This window comes from Streptosporangium amethystogenes subsp. fukuiense, assembly GCF_042665875.1.
In the GTDB taxonomy this organism is placed as follows: Bacteria; Actinomycetota; Actinomycetes; order Streptosporangiales; family Streptosporangiaceae; genus Streptosporangium; species Streptosporangium fukuiense.
In genome coordinates, this window is sequence record NZ_JBHTEE010000001.1 from 7212537 (window position 1) to 7234813 (window position 22277).

Below are 22277 nucleotides of genomic sequence, written 5' to 3' on the forward strand. Positions count from 1 at the left end.
CGCTAGCCATGGCAGCAGGCGACACCACGATCACCATCGTCGGCAACCTCGTCGACGACCCGGAGCTGCGCTTCACCCCCACGGGGCAAGCGGTGGCCCGGTTCCGCATCGCATCCACTCCGAGGTTCCTCGACAAGACGACCAACGAGTGGAAGGACGGCGAAGGCCTGTTCCTGACCTGCAACGTGTGGCGGCAGGCGGCGGAGAACGCCGCCGAGAGCCTCCAGCGCGGCATGCGGGTCATCGTTCAGGGACGGCTACGCCAGAGGTCTTACGAGACCAAGGAAGGCGAGAAGCGCACGGTCTACGAGGTTGAGGTCGACGAGGTCGGCCCCTCCCTGCGAAACGCGACCGCCAAGGTCAACAAGACCGCCCGTCAGGGCGGTGGCGGTGGCTTCGGCGGCGGCCCGGCCAACGACCCGTGGGCCTCCGCGACGCCCGCCGCACCGCAAGGTGGCGGCTTCGGCGGCGGCGGCAACTACGGGGGCGGCGGCCAGCAGCAGGGTGGCGGCGGCTTCGGCGGCGGCGACTTCAGCGACGAACCGCCTTTCTAGGGACAGCGGTCCTCCCGCGATCCCAGTCCATATCCGCAGCGACCATTCCCGCCTGACGGCGGGGCTCTGAAAGGAGCACCACGATGGCCAAGCCGGCACTGCGCAAGCCCAAGAAGAAGGTTTGCCTGTTCTGCCACGACAAGATCTCCTACGTCGACTACAAGGACACGGCGCTGCTTCGGAAGTTCATCTCCGACCGCGGCAAGATCCGTGCCCGCCGGGTGACGGGCAACTGCACCCAGCACCAGCGTGACGTGGCGACCGCTATCAAGAACGCTCGTGAGATGGCGCTCCTGCCGTACATGAGCACCGCGCGCTAAGGAGGTCCGGACAGATGAAGCTCATTCTCACCAGTGAGGTCACCGGCCTCGGCGCCCCCGGCGACATCGTCGAGGTCAAGGACGGCTACGGCCGCAACTACCTGCTTCCCCGCGGTTTCGCGATCCTCTGGACGCGCGGCGGCGAGAAGCAGATCTCCTCGATCAAGAAGGCTCGCGACGCCCGCGAGATCCGCGACCTTGGCACCGCCAAGGAGGTCGCCGGCCAGCTGCAGGCCCTGAAGGTGGTCCTGAAGACGAAGGCCGGCGAGTCCGGTCGCCTCTTCGGCTCCATCACCACGGGTGACGTCGCCGAGGCCGTCAAGGCCGCCGGTGGCCCCGTGCTCGACCGCCGTCGCATCGAGATCGCCTCCGCGATCAAGAGCCTCGGCGCCCACCGGGTCAGCGTCAAGCTGCACCCGGAGGTCTCCGCGTCCCTCGATGTCGAGGTCGTCGCGGCCTGAGAGGCCCAGTGAGACAAGGGCTCCTCCCCGTTCGCGGGGAGGAGCCCTTGTTCTTTCGCAACCGGCGGTGCGGGTTTCTCCACGGGCTACCGCCCGTCGGGATATCGGCGGGGCGTGCGGAAAGCTCTTTGTCCGCGAGCGGAAGCCCACATATCGAGACCGTGTTACTCCAGGTCATCGCTGATACGTACAATTCGGAAATCGTTGTTTCCCCCTGGAGGTCTTGTCATGGTCCGTCCCTCGATGCTGCTCGCGCTCGGTGCCCTCGCGGCGACCGCGGTGGCCTGTGCGCCGGCCTCGGAAACGACGACCCAGACGAACTCCGCGGCCCCGAGCGCCTCCGGAGCCGCCTCCAACGCCTGTGCCAAGGAGAGCCTCGCGCTGAAGACCCCCGGCAAGCTCACCATCGGCACCGACAAGCCCGCCTACGAGCCGTGGTTCAACGACGACGACCCGGCCAACGGCAAGGGCTTCGAGAGCGCCGTCGCCTACGCCGTCGCGGGTCAGATGGGCTTCGCCGAAGGTGACGTCACCTGGGCCACCGTGAAGTTCGACTCCGCGTTCGCGCCGGGTGCCAAGCAGTTCGACTTCGACGTCAACCAGGTCTCGGTGACCCCCGACCGGGCCAAGGTCGTCGACTTCAGCAAGGGCTACTACACGGTCAAGCAGGCGGTGGTCGCGCTGGACGGCTCGAAGGTCGCCGCCGCCACGGACCTGGCGGGCCTGAAGGACGCCAAGATCGGCGTGCAGGTCGGTACCACCTCGCTGCAGGCGGTCAAGGACGTCATCCAGCCCTCGGCCGAGCTCAACGTCTACAACGAGCAGATCGACGCCGTCAACGCGCTGAAGAACAAGCAGGTCGACGCGGTGGTGGTGGACCTGCCCACCGCGTTCTACGTGACCGCCGCCCAGGTCGAGAACTCCAAGATCGTTGGTCAGTTCGGCACCGCCTCCGGTGTTCCCGAGGTCTTCGGCGCGGTGTTCGAGAAGGGCAGCCCGCTGGTGAGCTGCGTCAACGAGGCGATCGACAAGCTGACCGCCTCCGGCGAGCTGGCGAAGATCGAAACCGAGTGGCTCGGTTCCGCCGCGGGTGCGCCGGAGCTGAAGTGATCCCGGATTTCATGTCACCGCCGTGGGCGCGGAGCGCGTACGGTCCGCGCCGCGGCGCTCGATGAGGAACGACGAGAGCCTGCGGCTCTCCGACGACTGGACGAAGAGCGAACGGCAGCTTGAGCGGGAGCGGCTCCGCAGGAGGTCGTCTCTCCGCTCGGGCTCCGTCGCGACGGTCTCGACGATCATTGTGATCGTCCTGCTGTTCTGGCTCTTCACCGCCTCCCCCGGCTGGCCCCGGGTGCGGGAGACGTTCTTCGACCCGGAGCAGTTCGTCAAGGCGCTGCCGGACGTGCTGAGCGGGTTCCTGCTCAACATCAAGATCTTCCTGATCGCCGAGCCGCTGATCCTTCTCGTGGGCCTGCTGGTCGCGCTGGCCCGCAATCTCACGGCGCCGGTCTTCTTCCCGCTGCGCGCCCTGGCGGTGATCTACACCGACGTCTTCCGTGGCGTGCCCACGATCCTCATCATCTATCTCGTCGGCTTCGGGCTGCCCGCGCTCGGCCTGCAGGGCACCCCGACGGACCTCGCGACGCTGGGCATCATCGCGCTCACGCTCTCGTACGGAGCGTACGTGGCGGAGGTCTTCCGGGCGGGTATCGAGTCGGTGCATCCCAGCCAGCGGGCCGCCGCCCGGTCCCTCGGCCTGAGTCACGGCCAGACCATGCGCCACGTGGTGGTGCCGCAGGCCGTGCGCCGGGTGGTACCGCCGCTGCTCAACGACTTCGTCTCGCTGCAGAAGGACACCGCGCTCGTCGCCACGATCGGCCCGCTGGAGGCGCTGAGGCAGGCGCAGATCCACGTGGCCGGCAACTTCAACTACACCCCCTACCTGGTGGCGGCGCTGCTGTTCATCCTGCTCACCATTCCGATGGCCCGCTTCACCGACTATCTGGCGGCCCGCTCGCAGCGGCGGCGGAGCCAGTGAGCGGGCAGCGGGCAACCGGTGGAAAGGAGGGGGCATGAGCCTGCTGAGCATCGAGGGCCTGTGGAAGAACTACCGGGGCCACAGTGTGCTGCGCGGTATCGACCTGGAGGTCGAGCCGCACGAGGTGGTCTGCCTGATCGGCGCCTCCGGGTCGGGAAAGTCCACGCTGCTGCGCTGCGTGAACCTGCTGGAGACCGCCGACGACGGCACGATCCGCCTGGACGGAGAGGAGATCACCGACGCCCGCGCCGATCTCAACGACGTGCGTAAGCGTATGGGCATCGTGTTCCAGGCCTTCAACCTGTTCCCGCACATGACCGTGCTGGACAACATCACGCTGGCCCCGCGGAAGGCGCACGGCGTGGGCAGGAGGCAGGCCGAGCAACAGGCCCGTGACCTGCTGGACAGGTTCGGCCTGGCGGACAGGGTGGGCGCCTATCCCGATCAGCTCTCCGGCGGCCAGCAGCAGCGCGTCGCCATCATCAGGGCCCTGGCCACCCAGCCTCGCCTGATGCTGCTGGACGAGGTCACCTCGGCGCTGGACCCGGCGCTGGTCAAGGAGGTGCTCGGGATCATCCGGGAGCTCAAGGAGGGCGGTATGACCATGGTCCTGACCACACATGAGATGGGTTTCTGCCGCGAGATCGCCGATACCGTCTGTTTCCTCGACGGTGGCGTGCTCCTGGAGCGCGGCACCCCCGAGCAGATCTTCACCGATCCTCGCGAGCTCCGTACCAGGGAGTTCGTGCAGAGCGTGATCGACGCCCGGCGTCTCTGACGTCCTCCGGCCCGGGGAGGCCGGATTTTCGAAGGACGGGACCCCGCTCCAGGCGCTCGCAGAGCGCTCAGCGCCGGTGCCTGCCGCGGGATCCGGTGCCGGGACCGCCGGGACCTTCCGGAGGGCCGGGAGGTCCCGCGGAGGGGGCGGGAGCCTCGGGGGCGGACTGCGCCATCCCGGCGAGCACGCTGTTGCGCCTGCCGTACACCAGGTAGACCAGCACGCCGAAGGCCATCCAGATGATGAAGTACACCCAGGTGATGAGCTGGAGGTTTACCATGAGCCACAGGCAGGCGGCGATCGAGGCGATCGGCACGCCGGGAGAGAGCGGGGTGCGAAAGCCCCTCGGCAGGTTCGGCATCGTCTGCCGCATCCTGATCACTCCGCCGGCCACGGAGATGAACACGAACAGGGCACCGATCACGACCAGCGGTTCGAGCGTGAACACGTCCACGAACTCGGCCAGCAGGATCGCCAGGAATCCGATGACCAGCGTGGCCCTCGTCGGACTGTGGTAGCTACGGTTGATCTTGGAGAGCGAGCGGGGGATCAACCCGTCGCGTGCCATGGAGAACAGCACGCGGGTCAGACCGACGAGCAGCACCAGGACGACCGTGGTGAGGCCGAGCACCGCTCCGATGTTGATGACGTGCACCATGAAACCCTCGCCGGCGTCGCGGAAGGCGTCGGCGAGCGGCGCGTCGGTGTCGATCCTGTCGTACGGGGTCATCCCGACCATCACCAGCGCGACCGCGATGTAGATGACCGTGGTGATCACCAGCGCGCGGATGATGCCCTGCGGGATCGAACGCGGGGCGTCCTCGGCCTCCTCGGCGGCGGTGGCCACGACGTCGAAGCCGATGTAGGCGAAGGTGATGACCGCAGAGGCCGCGAAGATGCCGAACCAGCCGAAGGCGCCCGTCTGGCCGAAGACGATGCCGAGCAGCGGGGAGTGCAGGGCCTCCTCGGCCTTCTCCGCGGGCACCGGTGGCACCGGGATGGCCGCCAGGTTGCGCCGGTCGAAGTGGAGGGCACCGACCACGATGACCGCGCCGACGGCCAGCAGCTTGGCGATCACGATGATCCACAGGGCACGCAGTCCGACGCGGGCGCCCAGGGCCACCACGATCGTCAGGATCACCAGGATGAACAGCGTGAAAAGATCGAAACCAGTGTGCCGACCGACCATCCCCGCGACCACGTCGGGAAGGCGTACCCCGAAGTCGGTGAGCATCTGGGCGGCGTAGAGCGACCACGCGCGGGCCACCGTCGCCGCGGCCAGCAGGAGTTCCATGACCAGAGCCCAGCCCACCACCCAGGCCCAGACCTCGCCGAAGATGACGTAGGTGAAGGTGTAGGCGCTTCCCGAGGCAGGCATGGCGGAGGACAGTTCGGCGACGCAGAAGGCCACCAGCAGGCTGGTGATCCCCGCGATCATGAAGGAGAGGATCACGCCGGGCCCGGCCATGGTAGCCGCCTGGCGGCCGGCGAGGCTGAAGATGCCCGCACCGATCATGACGCCGATACCGAGGACGACCAGGTCGGCTCTGCGATAGGCCATGGGCAGGCCGTGGCGCGCACCGGTCCACCGGTCTGTGGCATGGCTCGGAGGCATGCGGCGCACGATCGACGGGGGAGGACCTTTGGGCACGACCTGGCCAATCGTGGTGGGCTAAATACCCTTATTGTCGGACTTGCTTCACAGTGCCGCAGGGGAGTTATCTGGGACAAGTGCTATCCGGTCACGTCGTGGACACCACAGTGTCACGCCCGGATTACCCGCTCGATCAACTGCCGACCACCAGCCACGCCGTGCCGTACGCACGCGTCGAAAGAGTGATCAGCCGGGCGGCCATCCACAGCCCGAACGCCAGCCAGAGTGCCACCAGGCCACCGCCCCAGAGGTCCACCAGTAACGCGGCGGGCAGGTAGGCGATCGTCGTCCACACCCCCGCCCAGGCGAGGTAGCGCCGGTCCCCGGCACCGATCAACACACCGTCCAGCACGAACACCACCCCGGCGATCGGCTGCAGGGCGGCCACCACCCAGAGCAGGCCGAGCAGCTCCGCGGCGACCACCGGGCCGGCGTCGAACAGAGCGGGGATGAACGGCCTGGCCACCAGTACGGCGAGGCCGAGCAGCACGCCGGAGCCGACTCCCCAGATCACCATTCTCCAGGTCGCCGCGCGAGTTCCCGCCACGTCGCCGGCACCCAGGGCACGCCCGGTGATCGCCTGTCCGGCGATCGCGATCGCGTCCAGGGCGAACGCCATCAGGATCCAGATCCTGATGGCCACGGTGTACGCCTCGATCTGGTCCGTTCCCATCCGGGTGGCCACCGCGGCGGAGACGGCCAGCACCGCCTGCAGGCACACCGTACGGATGATCAGGGCGATCCCGGCCGAGCCCGCCGCCCGCACGCCCGCCAGGTCCGGGCGGAACGGCGCACGGTAACGGACGAAGATCAGGACGAGGTAGACGGCGGCGGCGAGAGACTGGGCCAGCACCGTGCCCCAGGCCGAGCCGGCGATCCCCCAGCCCAGTCCCAGGACGAACGCGACGTTGAGCACCGCGTTCAACGCGAAGGATCCCACCGACACCAGCAGCGGAGTCGAGGCGTCCTGCATGCCGCGCAGCACACCCGTGCCCGCGAGCACCACCAGCATGGCGGGCACGCCGAGCAGGCTGATCCGCAGGTAGGTCACCGCCTGCCGGGCGAGTTCTCCCTCGGCGCCGATCAGGTGGACCAGCCAGGGGGCCAGGGGCCAGACGATCACGATGATCGCCGATCCCACCCCGGCGGCCAGCCAGAGGCCGTCCACCGCCTGCCGCAGTGCCCGCCCGGTCTCGCCCGCCCCGATCTGCCTGGCCACCGCCGCTGTCGTGCCGTAGGCCAGGAACACGCACATTCCCACCAGGAAACTCAGCACCGTGCTAGCCACCCCCAGGGCGCCGAGCGCGGGGGCGGGCAGGCGGCTGACGATGACGGTGTCCGTCAGCAGGAAGAGCGGCTCGGCCACCAGGGCGCCGAACGAGGGCAGTGCCAGCCGCAGGATCTGCCTGTCATGGTCGCGACCGGAGCGGCTGGAGCGACCGGATCGAGGCGTAAGAGTCACAGCTCCATTGTGTCTCTTACCTCTCAATGGATCTTCAGCGGGATGAACCGGTCGGCTCATCCCATCTAAGGCGACTCCCGGCGTGTCGCCCCAACTTTCTTTTCTCCACAGGCAGTGGATTGCGTTTCCCCTGGTCAGAAAGGTATCCACAGCTGTGGACAACAGTTATCCACAGGACTGTCCCCAGGCTGCCCACACCTCTGGGGAAGAAGTGCACAGCTTATCCACACCTCTGTCGACAGCCCGCGTTGCCAGCCGGGGCGCCGAGCCGCGAAACTGTCACACCGGTCGGCTAAAAATAGAGATAACGTAACTGTGTTCGAAAGAGGGGGTGTTCGGTGAGCATCGCGGAGCCACCGGTCTTCGAGCCAGGTTTCGAGCGCACCCCGCCGAACAACATCGAGGCCGAGCAGTCCGTCCTGGGTGGCATGCTGCTCTCCAAGGACGCCATCGCCGATGTGGTCGAGATCCTGCGATCCGATGACTTCTACCGGCCCGCCCACCAGATCATCTACGACATCATCACCGACCTCTACGGCCGGGGTGACCCCGCCGACGCCGTCACCATCTTCGATGAGCTGCAGAAGCGAGGCGAGGTCGCCCGGGTCGGCGGCGGAGCCTACCTGCACACGCTGACCGCCGTCGTGCCGACCGCGGCCAACGCCGGTTACTACGCGAGGATCGTCCGGGAGCAGGCCATCCTCCGCCGCCTGATCGAGGCGGGCACCCGCATCGTCTCCTACGGCTACGGTGGCCAGGACGAGGAGGTCGACGACCTCGTCGACCGCGCCCAAGCGGAGATCTACAAGGTCACCGAGCGCCGCACCTCCGAGGACTACATCCCCCTGGCCGACATCATGCCGGGCGCCCTCGACGAACTGGAGGCCATCGGAGGCCGGGGTGGCCAGATGGTCGGTGTCCCCACCGGGTTCCAGGACCTCGACTCGCTCACCAACGGCCTGCATCCCGGTCAGATGATCGTCGTAGCCGCCCGCCCGGCCATCGGTAAGTCGACTTTGGGGCTGGATTTCGCCAGATCCGCCGCTATAAAGCACGGCATGACGACTGTGGTGTTCTCGTTGGAAATGTCCCGTAACGAGATCACAATGCGCCTGCTGTCGGCCGAGGCGCGGGTGGCGTTGCACGCCATGCGCTCGGGCACGATGACCGACGACGACTGGGCCAAGCTGGCCCGGCGGATGGGCGAGGTGGCCGAGGCGCCGTTGTTCATCGACGACTCGCCCAACATGTCGATGATGGAGATCAGGGCCAAGTGCCGCCGTCTCAAGCAACGCAACGACCTGCGGTTCGTCATCATCGACTACCTGCAGCTGATGTCCTCGCCGAAGAAGACCGAGAGCCGCCAGAACGAGGTCTCGGAGATCTCCCGGGCCATCAAGCTGCTCGCCAAGGAACTGGAGGTCCCGGTGATCGCGATCTCCCAGCTCAACCGTGGCCCCGAGCAGCGAACCGACAAAAGACCCATGGTCAGCGACCTTCGCGAATCCGGAAGCATCGAGCAGGACGCCGACATGGTCATCCTGCTCCATCGGGAGGATGCCTACGAGCGAGAGTCGCCCAGGGCGGGTGAGGCCGACCTGATCGTGGCCAAGCACCGTAACGGCCCCACCGCCACGGTCACCGTGGCCTTCCAGGGCCACTACAGCCGCTTCGTCGACATGGCCCCCCACTAGGTGTGCTGACCGGGGGCATTGGCCGAGTTCTCTTGTCGACGTCTCCAACGCGGCTGCGGGATTGAGACTTACGAGGTCAACCGCTCACGCGCGTTGTGACCGGAGCCGGTCGGTCTGACGCCACGTTCGGGCCTGCTGATCTCTGCCCACACCGCATCGAGGGAGAGGCCGAGGACATCGGCGATCGCCGCGATGGTCGGGAAGGCGGGGGTGGCCACGCGGCCCGACTCGATCTTCCGGAGGGTCTCCGGTGAGACACGTGCGTCGAGCGCGGTATCGAGCATCGAGCGCTCTCCTCTGGCCCGACGTAGGAGGGCGCCGAGGCGCCGTCCGCGTTCGACCTCTGCGGGAGTGAGCGGCAACCTGACCATGGCTCCAATTCTAATACCGGTATAGTATGGCCGGTATAGTTATTGGTTGCGTGAGAAGGACGCCGCATGATCGAGATCCTGAGCCCCACCCTGCTGGCCCGAGCAAAAGACACAGGCGCCCTGGTCGCTGACATCCTGCAGACGCTGAAGAGCCGCAGCACGATCGGCACGAACCTTCTGGACATCGACCGATGGGCCAAGACCATGATCGTCGAGGCGGGAGCACTGTCCTGTTACCTCGACTACGAGCCGTCCTTTGGACGCGGCCCGTTCGGCCACTACATCTGCACGGCCGTAAACGACGCCGTGCTCCACGGACGGCCATACGACTACAGGCTTGCCAACGGCGATCTGCTGAGTCTCGACCTCGCCGTCTCCAAGGGCGGAGTCGCCGCGGACGCCGCCATCAGCTTCATCGTGGGCGACGCGAAGTCCCCGGAGAGCGTCGCGATGATCAGCGCGACCGAACGCGCGCTGGCCGCGGGGATCGCCGCTGCCGGGCCCGGAGCCCGTATCGGCGACATCTCCCATGCCATCGGCACGGTCCTCAGCGGGGCGGGGTACCCGATCAACACCGAGTTCGGAGGTCATGGCATCGGATCGACGATGCACCAGGACCCGCACGTTTCGAACACCGGACGGCCTGGCCGTGGATACAAACTGCGCCCTGGGCTGCTGCTGGCACTGGAGCCGTGGGTCATGGCGGACACCGCCGAACTTGTCACCGACGCCGACGGGTGGACGCTCCGAAGTGCGACAGGCTGCCGGACAGCACACAGTGAGCACACGATCGCCATCACCAACGACGGGGCCGAAATCCTCACCTTGCCGAAGCAGGCGCAGCCGTGAGGTCGGAGCCCCCGTGTTCCTCTTCTCCGCACACCGCATCGCGAATCGTTGGTGCGAAAGGCTGCCGACGCCTCACGTCAACGCTGCCCTGACTCCCCGACACCGTCTCGACGCCGCTCGTCTCGTCGACGGCGGGTGGCCGACCGGCGAGATCACGGCCCGGAGTCGCGGTGATCCCAGTCCTGGTGGTCGAACTTGCGGGTGTCGCGGGGCTCGACATAGGGCTCCTGCTCCTCCGGCTGTCCCGCCTCGATGGCGCGTCCGCGGACGAGTTCGGCGTCGAACTCCACGCCGAGCAGCACCGCGACGTTGGAGATCCACAACCAGATGAGGAAGACGATGACCCCCGAGAGGGCGGCGTAGGTCTTGTTGTAGGAGCCGAAGTCGGCCACGTAGAAGCCGAACGCGGCGGAGGCGACGATCCACAGCAGGACGGCGAGGGCGCTGCCGGGGGTGAGCCAGCGAAAGCCCGGGTGCCGGACGTTGGGCGCCGCCCAGTACAGCAGGGCCAGGGTGCCCATCACGATGGCGATCAATACCGGCCACTTGGCGATGTCCCAGACGGTCAGCGCGCTCTGGCCGACTCCCAGGACCTTGCCCGCCTGCTCGGCGAGCCCACCGGTGAACACGACCGCGACCGAGCCGGCCGCCATCAAGATCACCAGGGCGGTGGTGATGGTCAGGCGCAGTGGCAGGGTCTTCCAGATGGGTCTGCCCTCGGGTATCTCGTACATGACGTTGGCGGCCCGTATGAAGGCGCCGACGTACCCCGAGGCGGACCAGAGGGCGACGGCGATGCCTGTGGCGGTGGTGATCCCGGCCGCGCGCTGGTTGCTCTGCAGGGCCTGCAGCACGGTGTCGAGGATCTGCCTGGCAGGTCCCGGGGCCAGAGCTCCGAGGTTGTCGATGAGGGGCTTGGTGGCGGACTCACCGAACAGGCCAAGCAGCGAGACCACGGCCAGCAGCGCCGGGAAGATCGACAGCACCGCGTAGTAGGTCAGCGCGGCGGCCCAGTCGGTCAGGTTGTCCTGCTGAAACTCCTTGGCGGTCCGTTTGAGCACCGCCCACCACGACTGTCTGGGTAGCTCTGTGGGACTTTCCGGGGCCGCCTGGCCTCCTGCCGCACGGTCGGAGCCGGTGCTCGGGCTTCGGGTGTCGTGGTGTGACATGGGTACCGCTTCCGTCGGAGCACCGCCATCCCGGGGGTGGGGGCGGTGGTGGTCGATGGCGGAACGGGCGTGTTCGCCCACCTGCCGGGCCTGCTCGTGCACTCCGTGGCCGGTCTCCTTGGCCGCCGGGCCGCTTCCCCGGCTTTCCGGTCGAGGGCCTGGGCCGCCTCCCGCACCGCTCTCCCGACCGGCTGGATCATTCCGTCGGCCTGCTCCATGAGCTGCGCCGCGCGCTTCTCGGCCCTGGTCCTGGGCATGAGGGCCACCGGCAGTCCGGCGCCGAAAGCGATCCTCCCGGCCGTCGGCGGGTTGCCCGGCGTGCTCCGCGTCGCCACACCGGCGAGCCGAGTTTCGCGACCTCACTCATCGGCGCCCTCCAAAGGTTGCGTGCCTTCGACTGAGCGGCCGACTGCCCTCGCAACCCCTCCATATTCCGTGAGACACACGGAGGTTTTTAAAGATCTACAACTTCCGGGGCTTTTCGACCACCGGCGACCCCTGGGAGCGCCCCTGACACGGTTCGCGCGGCACTTGGCCGAGCAATCCTCACCCGGCGGCATCGAAGATCTGCTCCGGCTCGACGCGAACAAGCAGGTCACACGCCCTCGACATGGATGTTTGCCCACTAGGGGGCGGGTAAGGGCTCGCTCGTAGATGAAAGCGGAGCATGACACACCTCGACGAGCGACACCGGTACGAGACGCTCACCCGGAGCTCGGACTCCGCTCCGCGAAAAAGAAAGAGCTTCATGGCCACATCGAGGGGAAACGATGTGACGTCGCGAGTGCCCGGCCATGAACCCGGCGCGCCACAGGGCATCAGCCCGCAGCGAACCGCCCGGCGGATCAGTGGCGCCGGCGTCTTTCCCGCCGGCCGCGCCCTTGTCGGCGCGAGCCGAGGAGCAGGGCGCGCCTGACGCGGTGTTCGGGGCGGTGCGGTCACTCGGATATGGCGAGGAGGAGACAGGACAGGGCTGAGACCGACGGGTGATCACGGTTTTGCCGCGTGAAAGGCCGTGATCGCCCCGAGCTCGAATCACGGGGGCGGGAAAGATGAGTGCTGTCGCGGTGATCGTGATCGACATGCTGAACCCCTACGACCACGAGGACGCCGACGAGCTGCAGAAGAGCGTCGAGCAGATCATGGAGCCCCTGGCGGAGTTGATGAGGCGCGCCCATCGGCATCAGGACGCCCAGCTGGTGGTCGTCAACGACAATCACGGAGACTTCACCGCCACGGCTGAGGACCTGCGGCGGCGCGCCCTGGAGGGGCGGCGTCCCGATCTGGTCGAGCCCGTGCTTCCCCCGGCCGACTGCGCCTTCATAGCCAAGGTGCGCCACAGCGCGTTCTTCGGCACGCCACTGGAGTATCTGCTGCGCCGCGAGGAGATCGAGACCGTCGTGCTGGCGGGCCAGGTGACCGAGCAGTGCGTGCTCTACAGCGCGCTGGACGCCTACGTGCGCGAGTTCTCCGTCCGGGTGGCCTACGACTGTGTGGCCCACATCCACCCCGACCTCGCCGAGGCGGCGTTGCGGATGATGGAGCGCAACATGCGCGCCGACCTCCTGCCGGCCGACCGCTGTCTGGGGTGAGGGGTTTTACCCGCGCCCTTCCTAGCCCTTCACCTGGCGGGGAGGTCGGCTCGCGAACCCGCGTGTCATTTTCGCACCGGCGATGAGACCTGGATCGCCCGCGCCAGAGCCGGCGCCACATTCGTCGCACGGTGGGTCGTACCGAAGCCGCGGTGATTCACCCAGTGCGGCGGCACGACCAGGGGCGAGAGCCGTCCGGGCCCGTACGGTGCTGGGGAGCCCGCCGCCCCGGCAGAGGATTTCTACTCGATCGGGTGATGTGGCACGGTCTCGGGATCGTTGAGGATGGGGACCACGCGGCCTACGGGCTTTGGCCGGGAGGGGGCCATCACATGAACCAGCAGCGGTTGGAACTCGTGCGTGAGGAGTGGCGTGAGTTCTTCGACACCATGACACGCGACCACGAGGGCGCCGAGGTGACGATCGAAGTGATGAACCAGAACTTCGGGGACCTGCTGGAGGTCGAGAAGCTACCGCTGGCCTACCTGGAGTACGACCCCAAGGACGATCAGTTCTCGGTCGGAGCGGGAGGCCGTGACGGGCGCTATCCGGTGGTGCTGCGCCATGCCATCGACCACCCGCAGAGAATCCTGGCCGACACCCTGCAGCAGGGCACGGTGCGAGCGTTCGACGTCTTCGACGCCGAGGGAGGGCAGACGATCGTGACCCTCCACCTGACCTCGGCCTCCTCGGCGTAGCCACGCACTCTCCGCGCCCGGGAGACGACCGCCCGCTTTCGGAGAACTACTCGGGGTGCCGCCAGGAAACTCATCGCCGGCCACGAACGGGAGAGGACCCGGGGCAGCGGTTCACCCCGAGGAACCGCGACGGGCACGCCCGGATCCGGCACGGTGAGAGGAGATCGCCGTCAAGCCGTGAAAAGACCCGGCTCCGTGGCCGCGGGAGTCGGGGCGGCCGTGCCGACGCTCTACTCCAGCGCGGCATCGAAGCGGTCGGCCAGCGCGAGAAACGCGTCGTCCCAGCCGCTGGAGCTCGCGACCTCCTGGAGCCGCCCGGTCGGTGCGAACAGCGTCACGAGCCCGGGCGGGATCCGGCTGCCCGCGTCGATCCGGGCGATCGCGGCGTCGATCTCCGCCAGAGCCGCGTCCGCGTTCTTCCAGGAGGACCAGGCGAAGTCGTTGTCGGGTTGGGCGAGGAGCACGCGCACCTCGCCGAGCACTCGCAGGAGATCCGGATGTGGCGTCATGGTCACAGTCTGCCCGAGTGCTCTGGTACCCAACGACCTCCGCGAACTTGTCGGTACAGGGGGAAAGGGCAGCGAACGCGTCGTTGTGGCATCCCTTTCCGGCCGAGGCCGACATGCCGTCCTGGCGGCCTCGGCCCGGTGCCCACGACAGGACGGGCCGTCATGGAGAGACGCTGGAACGAAGCCCGTGGGCGGGGATCACGGGATCAGGACGATCTTTCCGGTGGTGCGGCGGGTCGACAGGAGTTCGTGCGCCCTGGCCACCTCGGCCAGTGGCAGCGTCTGGTCCACGTGGACCCTGAGCCGGCCCGACTCCGCCAGGGCCACCAGCCGCGACAGATCGGCCGCCGAGGGACGCACGTTCACCACCGCGAGCCGCACCCCCAGCTCGGCCGCGCGTTCCCCGGTGATGCCCAGGTTGCCCCCGAGCGCGCCGACGAGCGCGCCGCCGGGCTTGAGCACGGAGGCGGAACGCTCTCCGTAATCGCCACCCACCAGGTCGAACACCACGTCCACCGGCTCGGTCTCCGTGACGAAGTCGGCGGTGGTGTGGTCGATCAGCGTGTCCGCGCCGAGTTCGCGCAGGAGGTCGTGCTTGGCGGCCCGGCCGGTACCGGTGACGTGCGCGCCCCGAGACGCGGCGATCTGGACGGTGAGATGGCCGACCCCTCCGGCGCATGGAATGCGACGGGATGGTGATCCGCATCGTCTACCCGACGATCCCGCCCCGGGTGGAGTACGAGCTCAGCGCGCTGGGCCGCAGCGTGGTCATGCTGATGGAGGGCATCAAGAGCTGGTCCGAGGAGCACATGCCCGAGATCATGGCCGCCCGTGACGCCTACGACCTCCGCACGGGTGAGGAACCCCGGCCCGTACGGGTGGAGTGAGCGGCGACCGGGGATCGGTCTGATCAGGGGCGGGGCGGTGTCTCGGTGTCGGCCGCACACGACGGTGCCCGTCGTACGGGGTTTGCTCCCGTGCGGTGGGCACCGCCGATCTCCGTGGACACGGGTGATCGAGCCCCATGCCCTCGAATGCAGCCTTCGGTCACTGCCGGACCTGTGGAGCCGATCGCGAAGTAGGCGTCCGCCGTGCTCGCGGTGTCGGCCCGCGTGACCGGGGCAAGCGCCGCGGGGAGCAGTACGGTGGCCATGGCGATGCCGGCAACCTCCCGGTACTCGGGCCGAGGCGAGGTCAGAGGACCGGGCGGACGTGGGTGACGAGGCGGCCCTCGTCGAAGACATGGATGGCGATCTGCGGCGGCAGGTCGTAGTCGACCGGGACCGGGATGTCGAGTTCCTGGTCGAGCAGCAGCGTCGAGACCACACCGGGAGCGACCGAGAGCGGCAGGCCGGCGAAGGTGGTGCTCGCCGCGGTGTGGGCGTGGCCGACGATGACGGCCGCCACCTGCGGGTACTGCCGCACGATCTCCTCCAGCCGCTCCGGGTTCCGTAGCCGGATCGCGTCCACGTACGGGATGCCCAGCGACACCGGCGGGTGGTGCATGCCGATGATGGCCGGGGTCTCCGGGCTCTCGGCGAGCACGTCCCGCAGCCAGGCGATCGTCTCGTCCTCCAGGAAACCCTCCGGCCGGCCGGGGACGCTGGAGTCGCACAGCGCGACGGTGAGCCCGTCGAGCCGGAGAACCTGGTTGACCGGCCCGTCGCCGTCCTCGTCGAGCATGACCTTGCGGAACGCCGAACGGGCATCGTGGTTGCCCGGACAGATGATCGTCGGGTGGCGCGTGGTCAGCAGCTCACGCGCGATCTCGTACTCCTGGATCAGGCCGTTGTCGGCGATGTCGCCGGTCACCACGACCGCGTCCAGAGGGCCGGGAAGGTTCTCCAGGCGCCGCATGACGGATCGGGTCCTGTCGATGCTGCGGGGAGAACCGTCGATGTGGACGTCACTTACATGCGCCAGGATCAGCATCACTCAAGAGTGGCATATCCACTTTCCGCCAAGTACGTCGAACTCCCCGCGAAAAGAAGGCGGAAACAGGCCGTGGTCCGTCCCTGCCCCACGCGAGGGGCGGACCACGGCGGATCGTGATCACACTCTGTCCGCTACTCCCACCGGAACAGTCGGGTGGCCAGTCCACCCGTGACCAGCAGGGTCACCGCCACCACCACCAGGTGCAGTGGCTGCGGCGCGTGCCCCGCCCACGTGTCGCGGAGCGCCGTGGCGAACGGCGCCATCGGCAGGAAGTCGCCGATCTGCCGCACCAGGTCCGGCATGAACTCCCTGGGAACCCACATCCCGGACATGAACAGCAGCGGGAACATCAGCAGCGAACCGATGCCCGGCGCGGACTTCGCGCTGGGCGCCAAGGCGGAGATCAGCAGCCCCAGGCCGAACATCGAGGCCGTGCCGAGCACGAACACCCCGGCGAAGGCCAGGGGGTTCCTGGGCGGGGTCAGGCCGAGGACGAGGCCGCCGAAGCCGATCAGGAGGATGGTGGCGATGATCGCCACCGCGAGGTTGTTCACGACCTGGGCGACCAGCAACCGGACCGGGCTGACCGGGGTGGTGGACATCCGGCGCAGCACGCCGCTCTCCCGGTAGCTCACCAGCGTCGCCGGCAGGGTGGTCAGTGCCATCGTCACCACGGCCAGGATCACCATCATGGTGGGAAAGTGAGTGTCGATGATCCGCTCTCCGCCCATCTCGGGAGGAGCCTCCTGAAGTCCGGCGGTGCTGCCCAGCCCGAGCAGGAGCACGAGGGGGAGCAGTACCGCGAAGATCGGGCCGGCGGGGTCCCGCAGGAAGAGCTTGAGCTCGGTCAGGATCATCTTGTTCATCAGGAAAGCTTCTTTCCGGTGAGGCCCAGGAAGGCGTCGTCGAGATTGGCCTGCTCCACGCGTAGGTCGGCGGGTACGACATGGGCGGCGGACAGGGCGGTCGTGATCGCGAGCAGCAGGTCACCGGTACCGGTGACCGTGATCTGCCCGCCGCTCCGCCTCATCTCGGTGACCTCGGGCAGTGCCTTGAGCACCGAGTCGTCGAACGGCTGGGAGGGCCGGAACCTGACGGTCTGCCGCCCGCCGACCTTGGCGATCAGGCCCGCCGGGCTGTCCAGCGCGACCAGCCGGCCGGAGTCGATCAGCGCGAGCCGGTCGCAGAGCCGCTCGGCCTCCTCCATGAAGTGGGTGACCAGCAGGATCGTCACACCGTCATCGCGCACCCGCTCGATGAGCTCCCAGGTGTCCCTGCGGGCCTGCGGGTCCAGGCCCGTGGTCAGCTCGTCCAGGATCGCCACGCGAGGACTGCCGACCAGGGCCAGTGCTATCGAGAGCCGCTGCTGCTGGCCGCCGGAGAGTTTCCCGTAGGGCGTGTCACGCTTGTCGGCGAGCCCGACCCGTTCCAGGAGCTCGGCCCAGTCCGCGGGGGCCCGGTAGAAGGACGCGTACAGGTCGAGCGCCTCCCACACCCTGAGCTTCCCCGGCAGTGTGGAACTCTGCAGCTGGACGCCCAGCTGTTCCCTGAGCTCGGTGCCGGTGAGGCCGCCGAGCACGCCGACGGTCCCGTAGTCGGGGACGCGCAGGCCGGCGACGCACTCCACGGTGGTCGTCTTGCCGGCTCCGTTGGGGCCGAGAACGCCGAAGATCTCGCCCTCTTCGACGGTGAACGAGACGTCGTCCACCACCAGCTGGTCTCGGTACTGCTTGCGGAGGTTGCTGACCTCGATGACCTTCATGCCAACCGACGCTAGAAGCCGCGCCGCGCGGGGAGAATCCGCCTGGACCCCCGGCGGGGGCGGGCCAGGCACCCGGCAGGGGTGTGGCTACCTCCACCCCCGGGCGGCGTCCGCCACCACTGGGCACATCCGGAGACATCATCGAGAATTGACACATGAGGACGTACGCGGTGGCGGTCGGCAAGGCACTGGCCCTGGGGGCGATGGCACTGGTGGACATCGCCCTGGTGGCGCTGACCCTGTTCGCGTTCCTGCTGACGTTCGGGTTGGGGATGATCTTTGTGTTCCCTCCGACGGCCCGGCTGATCAGGTACCGTACGGCGTTCGCCAGGAGGTTGACCGGCACCTGGCTCGGGATCGCGGTGCCGGTGCCCTACCTGCCGCCGCCGCTGCCGGCACGACCCCAGCCCGACGGGTGGTACCGCCACGAGCGCCAGCTCTACAAGACGCCGCGCTGGCCCGACTGGAACAACCGCTGGAAGTGGATGTTCGGCGACCCGGCCACCTGGCGGGACGGGCTCTGGCTGTTCCTCAACCCGGTGGTCGCGGCCGCTCTGTTGCTGCTCCCCCTCACCCTGGCCACAGGCGCCGTCCTGGCGTCGCGGTCCGCGGTGCCGGCGGCCGTGCCTCCGCTCCTGGGGTGCGCCGCCGTGGTCGCGCTGATCGCGTTGCCCCACCTGCTGCGGGGATACGCCTGGTGGAACCACCTGTTGCTCTCTCCCACGGCCAAGTCCGTGCTCGCGGGGCGGATCCAGCGGCTCGACCAGGCGCGCCTGGCGACGGTCGACTCCCAGGCGTCCGAGCTGCGGCGGATCGAGCGCGACCTGCACGACGGTGCGCAGGCGAGGCTTGTCGCGATGGGCATGACGCTGGGCGCGGTCGAGGAACTGATGGACAAGGATCCGGCGGCCGCCAAGGCCCTGCTCGGCAAGGTCAGGGAGGCCTCCTCCACGGCGCTCGTCGAGCTGCGTGACCTGGTCAGGGGCATTCACCCACCGGTCCTGGCCGAGCGCGGCCTCGGTGACGCGGTGCGCGCCCTGGCGCTGGACAGTCCGTTGAAGGTCACGGTCACCGTGGACCTGCACGCCCGCCCGGACTCGCCCGTCGAGTCGGCCGCCTACTTCTCGATCAGCGAGCTCCTCACCAACGCGGCCCGCCACGGTGGCGCCGAGCGGGTGTCGATCGACATCAGCAGCCATGACCACGCGCTGCGCGTCGTGGTCACCGACGACGGCGAGGGAGGCGCCGACCCGTCGCTGGGCAGTGGCCTGCGAGGCATCGAGCGCAGGCTGGCGGCCTTCGACGGGGTGCTCGCGGTCAGCAGTCCGCGCGGTGGTCCGACGATCGCCACGTTCGACCTGCCCAACGCGCTCGCCGAGAAGCGCCGGGACAGCAGGCCCCTACCGCGGGGGAAGGCCGTCATCGTCGGGATCTGCTGGGGGCTCGGCTGGCTACCGCTCTTCCCGCAGGGGCTGGTGACGATGGTCATGAAGATCATCGACACCGAGCACCTCAGCTGGTTCCTCGCGCTCTACCTGCCCGAACCCCTGCAGTGGCCGCTGATCGTCTTCAACATCTCCCTGGGCCTCTCCATGTACGCCGCGGGCATGATCATCCCCGCCATGCACTCCAGCCAGCGCCGGTTGGCGGAGGTCGTGCCGGCCCGCCTATGGTTGGGCCGATGAGCCTTAGAGTCGTCATCGCCGAGGACCTCTACCTTCTGCGGGACGGCCTGGTCCACCTGCTCCAGGCCCACGACTTCGAGGTCGTGGCGGCAGTGGAATCGGGGCCCGAGCTGCTGAAGGCGCTGATCGAGCTCAGGCCCGACGTGGCCGTGGTCGACGTGCGCCTCCCGCCCACGTTCACCGACGAGGGGCTCCAGGCGGCACTGGCGGCGCGCAGGGCCGTCCCCGGCCTGCCGGTGCTCGTCCTGTCCCAGCACGTCGAGCAGCTGTACGCGCGCGAACTGCTGGCCGACGGCTCGGGGGCGATCGGCTACCTCCTCAAGGACCGGGTCTTCAACGCCGAACAGTTCGTCGACGCGGTCCGCCGGGTCGCGGCTGGAGGCACCGCGATGGACCCGGAGGTGATCGCCAAGTTGCTGGCCAGCACCGTCCGTCACCAGCCGCTCGGCGCGCTGACCCCGCGCGAGCGCGAGGTGCTGGAGCTGATGGCCGAGGGCCGCTCCAACGCGGCCATCTCCCAGCGCCTGTTCCTCAGCGAGAGCGCGGTGGGCAAGCACACGGCCAGTATCTTCGCCAAGCTCGACCTGGTCCCCTCCGATGACGACAACCGCCGCGTGCTCGCCGTCCTGACCTATCTCAACGCGGCCCGAGGCTGACTTTCCCAGGCTCGGACCCTGTTTGTCGGTCCTAGCGGATAACGTGCTGAAGGACGGTTTCCGCACGTGGCGGTGCTGTTCAGGACGAAGGGATGATCAGGTGAAGTTCCGGGTTAACCGTGATGTCCTGGCCGACGCGGTGGCCTGGGTGGCCCGGGTGCTGCCGAACCGGCCGGCCATTCCCGTGCTCTCCGGGCTGCTCCTGGAGGCCGACGGAGACGATCTCGTACTGTCCGTCTTCGACTACGACGTCTCCGCCCGCGTCTCGATCGAGGCTGTCGTGGCGGAGCCCGGCAGGGCGCTGATTCCGGGCCGGATTCTCGCGGAGATCACCCGCAGCCTGCCCGATGACGCGGTGGAGGTCGCCACCAGCGGTTCCGAGGCGGTTCTGACCTGCGGCAGCGCGGAGTTCGGCCTGTTGACCATGCCGGTTGAGGATTTCCCCTCTCTCCCCGAGATGCCCCCCAAGATCGGTGCCGTCGGCGGCGGGATCTTCGCGACCGCGGTCGGCCAGGTGGCTTCGGCGGCCAGCCGCGACGAGACCCTCCCCATGCTGACCGGCATCCGGGTCGACATCTCAGGCGACGACGTGACCCTGGCCGCCACCGATCGCTACCGCATCGCGGCCAGGGAGTTCGGCTGGCGCCCCGAGCGGCCGGGCACCGCGGCCGCCGCCATGGTGCCCGCGCGGGTGCTCGTCGAGGTGGCCAGATCGTTGCGCGGCGGCGAGGTCTCCGTGGCGCTGGGTGAGGGCATCGCCGGTTTCGAGAGCGTGGGCAGGGCCACCACCGTCCGCCTGCTCGACGAGCAGTTCATCGACTACCGCGCGCGGCTGACCGACGACTGGTCGATCCGGGCCGACCTGCGGGTGGCCCCGTTCGTCGACGCGATCAAGCGGGTCGCGCTGGTCGCCGAGCGCAACACCCCGATCCGGCTCTCCTTCGGCCAGGGGCAGGTTCTCATCCAGGCGGGCGGTGGCGACATCGGCCGCGGCACCGAGGTCGTCGACGCCGAGTTGTCCGGTGACGATATCCAGATCGCCTTCCAGTCCCACTTCCTGCTCGACGGCCTGAACGGTGTCGAGACCGAGTTCGTCCGGCTCAACATGGAGTCGCCGAGCCGCCCGGCTCTCATCACCGAGGTTCCCGGCGATGCCGACCCCGCCTTCCGCTACCTGGTGATGTCCCTGCGCCTGACCTGAACGCCTCCGTGTCCGGGCACACCGGGTGCTTCGGGCACCTGGACCGGGCCGCGCCCCGCCGGCCGCCCAGAGGGCTTCTCACAGTGCGGGCCCCGCCACCGGCCGGTGGCGGGGCCCGCACTGTGAGAAGCCCTGGGAGGGAGGGGTCAGGCGGAGAGTTCCTGTTCCTCGGTCAGGGCGATCAGGATGTGCTCCATGCACGCGTGTCCCGCGTGTTCGGCGGCGGCGGCGTCACCGGCCGCGATGGCGCGGGCGATGGCGTCGTGCGGGATGTAGGTGGTGTTCAGGGTGCTGCTCAGCGAGGTGCCCGCGGCGGTGATGCTGGCGCGCAGCGCCGCTGAGAAGTCCTCGTAAAGCTCGATCAGCACCAGGTTGTGGGTGGCACGGACCACCGCGATGTGGAAGGCAAGGTCGGATTCGACGAACGCGTTGGGTTCGCCCAGTTGCCAGGCGTTGTCCCGCTCGGTCAGCGCCGCCTCGATCGCGGCGATGTCGGCGTCGGTGCGCCTGGTCGCGGCGAGCCTGGCGGCCTCCACCTCCAGCGCACGCCGCACCTCCAGGATCTCAAGCTGCTCGGCGGAGCGTAGCCGGCGCAGCATGGCCCCGGAGAGCTCGCTCGTGGCGCGAACGTACGTTCCGTCACCCTGGCGACACTCCAGCAGGCCGGCGTGTGTGAGCGCCCGCACCGCCTCGCGCACGGTGTTGCGACCGACCCCGAGTTGTTCGGCGAGTACGGTCTCGGTAGGAATCTTCGCGTGCATCTGCCAGGAGTTAGAAGTGATCTGCTCCTTGAGTTGATCGATCACTTGGTCGACGAGGGATGCTCGCTGCGCCGTACGCAGACTCACCGTCCGCCTCCTCCGGAGAAACCAATCATCCTATGAATCAA

24 protein-coding genes are annotated in these 22277 nt (G+C 68.4%); 14 read left to right on the forward strand and 10 right to left on the reverse strand.

Annotated features, from left to right (window positions below):
• Positions 1 to 8: 8 nt before the first annotated feature.
• From ACFQVD_RS31955 to ACFQVD_RS31980, 6 genes are all read left to right on the forward strand, one after another.
• Positions 9 to 554 carry a single-stranded DNA-binding protein gene (locus ACFQVD_RS31955; protein ID WP_343970322.1) on the forward strand — a complete coding sequence of 182 codons (546 nt, stop codon included), beginning with the start codon at positions 9 to 11 and terminating at the stop codon, positions 552 to 554.
• A gap of 83 nt (positions 555 to 637) precedes the next feature.
• A complete protein-coding gene (gene rpsR / locus ACFQVD_RS31960; RefSeq protein ID WP_012895699.1) occupies positions 638 to 874 on the forward strand; it encodes a 30S ribosomal protein S18 in 237 nt (78 codons plus the stop codon).
• A 14-nt stretch (positions 875 to 888) separates the two neighbouring features.
• Positions 889 to 1335, forward strand: coding sequence for a 50S ribosomal protein L9 (gene rplI / locus ACFQVD_RS31965; RefSeq protein ID WP_343970307.1), 447 nt, complete (start codon positions 889 to 891; stop codon positions 1333 to 1335).
• Between the two features lie 228 nt (positions 1336 to 1563).
• Positions 1564 to 2445 carry an ABC transporter substrate-binding protein gene (locus ACFQVD_RS31970; protein WP_343970304.1) on the forward strand — a complete coding sequence of 294 codons (882 nt, stop codon included), beginning with the start codon at positions 1564 to 1566 and terminating at the stop codon, positions 2443 to 2445.
• A gap of 61 nt (positions 2446 to 2506) precedes the next feature.
• The gene (locus ACFQVD_RS31975) at positions 2507 to 3373 is read left to right on the forward strand and encodes an amino acid ABC transporter permease (RefSeq protein WP_343970301.1); all 867 of its coding nucleotides are present in this window, start codon (positions 2507 to 2509) and stop codon (positions 3371 to 3373) included.
• Between the two features lie 34 nt (positions 3374 to 3407).
• Positions 3408 to 4151 carry an amino acid ABC transporter ATP-binding protein gene (locus ACFQVD_RS31980; protein WP_343970298.1) on the forward strand — a complete coding sequence of 248 codons (744 nt, stop codon included), beginning with the start codon at positions 3408 to 3410 and terminating at the stop codon, positions 4149 to 4151.
• Between the two features lie 67 nt (positions 4152 to 4218).
• On the opposite strand, the gene ACFQVD_RS31985 is transcribed toward ACFQVD_RS31980, so the two are convergent.
• Together ACFQVD_RS31985 and ACFQVD_RS31990 are read right to left on the reverse strand one after the other, a co-directional pair.
• Entirely contained in the window at positions 4219 to 5712 is a 1494-nt protein-coding gene (locus ACFQVD_RS31985) for an APC family permease (protein ID WP_343970295.1), read from the reverse strand.
• A 226-nt stretch (positions 5713 to 5938) separates the two neighbouring features.
• Positions 5939 to 7267, reverse strand: a complete 1329-nt coding sequence (locus ACFQVD_RS31990) for an MATE family efflux transporter (RefSeq protein WP_343970292.1) — start codon at positions 7265 to 7267, stop codon at positions 5939 to 5941.
• Positions 7268 to 7605: 338 nt separating this feature from the next.
• Between ACFQVD_RS31990 and dnaB the strand changes: the two genes are divergently transcribed.
• Positions 7606 to 8961 (forward strand): replicative DNA helicase, encoded by a 1356-nt coding sequence (gene dnaB, locus ACFQVD_RS31995; protein WP_030919742.1) that lies wholly within the window; start codon positions 7606 to 7608, stop codon positions 8959 to 8961.
• Positions 8962 to 9029: 68 nt separating this feature from the next.
• Here the strand turns inward: dnaB and ACFQVD_RS32000 are convergent, their stop codons facing one another.
• A complete protein-coding gene (locus tag ACFQVD_RS32000; protein WP_343970288.1) occupies positions 9030 to 9332 on the reverse strand; it encodes a helix-turn-helix domain-containing protein in 303 nt (100 codons plus the stop codon).
• Positions 9333 to 9398: 66 nt separating this feature from the next.
• Between ACFQVD_RS32000 and map the strand changes: the two genes are divergently transcribed.
• Positions 9399 to 10181 (forward strand): type I methionyl aminopeptidase, encoded by a 783-nt coding sequence (map, locus tag ACFQVD_RS32005; protein WP_343970285.1) that lies wholly within the window; start codon positions 9399 to 9401, stop codon positions 10179 to 10181.
• Positions 10182 to 10333: 152 nt separating this feature from the next.
• Here map and ACFQVD_RS32010 read toward each other — a convergent pair whose 3' ends face one another.
• Positions 10334 to 11242 (reverse strand): YihY/virulence factor BrkB family protein, encoded by a 909-nt coding sequence (locus ACFQVD_RS32010; RefSeq protein ID WP_343970282.1) that lies wholly within the window; start codon positions 11240 to 11242, stop codon positions 10334 to 10336.
• A 1160-nt stretch (positions 11243 to 12402) separates the two neighbouring features.
• Here ACFQVD_RS32010 and ACFQVD_RS32015 point away from each other — a divergent pair.
• Both ACFQVD_RS32015 and ACFQVD_RS32020 read left to right on the forward strand, forming a co-directional pair.
• The gene (locus tag ACFQVD_RS32015) at positions 12403 to 12942 is read left to right on the forward strand and encodes a cysteine hydrolase family protein (protein WP_343970279.1); all 540 of its coding nucleotides are present in this window, start codon (positions 12403 to 12405) and stop codon (positions 12940 to 12942) included.
• Positions 12943 to 13274: 332 nt separating this feature from the next.
• Positions 13275 to 13640: a DUF5335 family protein gene (locus ACFQVD_RS32020; protein WP_343970276.1), complete on the forward strand. Its 366-nt coding sequence runs from the start codon at positions 13275 to 13277 to the stop codon at positions 13638 to 13640.
• A gap of 230 nt (positions 13641 to 13870) precedes the next feature.
• Here the strand turns inward: ACFQVD_RS32020 and ACFQVD_RS32025 are convergent, their stop codons facing one another.
• Entirely contained in the window at positions 13871 to 14149 is a 279-nt protein-coding gene (locus ACFQVD_RS32025) for a hypothetical protein (RefSeq protein ID WP_343970273.1), read from the reverse strand.
• A 198-nt stretch (positions 14150 to 14347) separates the two neighbouring features.
• Positions 14348 to 14833 carry a zinc-binding dehydrogenase gene (locus ACFQVD_RS32030; RefSeq protein ID WP_343970933.1) on the reverse strand — a complete coding sequence of 162 codons (486 nt, stop codon included), beginning with the start codon at positions 14831 to 14833 and terminating at the stop codon, positions 14348 to 14350.
• On the opposite strand from ACFQVD_RS32030, the gene ACFQVD_RS32035 reads away from it, so the two are divergent.
• Positions 14827 to 15036: a winged helix-turn-helix transcriptional regulator gene (locus tag ACFQVD_RS32035; protein ID WP_343970271.1), complete on the forward strand. Its 210-nt coding sequence runs from the start codon at positions 14827 to 14829 to the stop codon at positions 15034 to 15036. The two genes, ACFQVD_RS32030 and ACFQVD_RS32035, sit on opposite strands and share 7 nt — an antisense overlap.
• Before the next feature lie 307 nt (positions 15037 to 15343).
• Here the strand turns inward: ACFQVD_RS32035 and ACFQVD_RS32040 are convergent, their stop codons facing one another.
• The 3 genes from ACFQVD_RS32040 to ACFQVD_RS32050 form a co-directional block, all read right to left on the reverse strand.
• Entirely contained in the window at positions 15344 to 16081 is a 738-nt protein-coding gene (locus ACFQVD_RS32040) for a phosphodiesterase (RefSeq protein ID WP_343970269.1), read from the reverse strand.
• A 134-nt stretch (positions 16082 to 16215) separates the two neighbouring features.
• Positions 16216 to 16950: an ABC transporter permease gene (locus tag ACFQVD_RS32045; RefSeq protein ID WP_343970266.1), complete on the reverse strand. Its 735-nt coding sequence runs from the start codon at positions 16948 to 16950 to the stop codon at positions 16216 to 16218.
• Entirely contained in the window at positions 16950 to 17846 is an 897-nt protein-coding gene (locus ACFQVD_RS32050) for an ABC transporter ATP-binding protein (RefSeq protein WP_343970263.1), read from the reverse strand. The genes ACFQVD_RS32045 and ACFQVD_RS32050 overlap by 1 nt, the downstream gene beginning before the upstream one ends.
• A 155-nt stretch (positions 17847 to 18001) precedes the next feature.
• Here ACFQVD_RS32050 and ACFQVD_RS32055 point away from each other — a divergent pair, with 155 nt between their 5' ends.
• From ACFQVD_RS32055 to dnaN, 3 genes are all read left to right on the forward strand, one after another.
• Positions 18002 to 19531 (forward strand): sensor histidine kinase, encoded by a 1530-nt coding sequence (locus ACFQVD_RS32055; RefSeq protein WP_343970260.1) that lies wholly within the window; start codon positions 18002 to 18004, stop codon positions 19529 to 19531.
• Entirely contained in the window at positions 19528 to 20187 is a 660-nt protein-coding gene (locus ACFQVD_RS32060) for a response regulator transcription factor (RefSeq protein WP_343970257.1), read from the forward strand. The genes ACFQVD_RS32055 and ACFQVD_RS32060 overlap by 4 nt, the downstream gene beginning before the upstream one ends.
• 100 nt (positions 20188 to 20287) lie before the next feature.
• Positions 20288 to 21388: a DNA polymerase III subunit beta gene (gene dnaN / locus ACFQVD_RS32065; RefSeq protein ID WP_343970253.1), complete on the forward strand. Its 1101-nt coding sequence runs from the start codon at positions 20288 to 20290 to the stop codon at positions 21386 to 21388.
• A gap of 146 nt (positions 21389 to 21534) precedes the next feature.
• Here dnaN and ACFQVD_RS32070 read toward each other — a convergent pair whose 3' ends face one another.
• A complete protein-coding gene (locus ACFQVD_RS32070) occupies positions 21535 to 22236 on the reverse strand; it encodes a FadR/GntR family transcriptional regulator (protein WP_030919768.1) in 702 nt (233 codons plus the stop codon).
• Positions 22237 to 22277 lie beyond the last annotated feature (41 nt).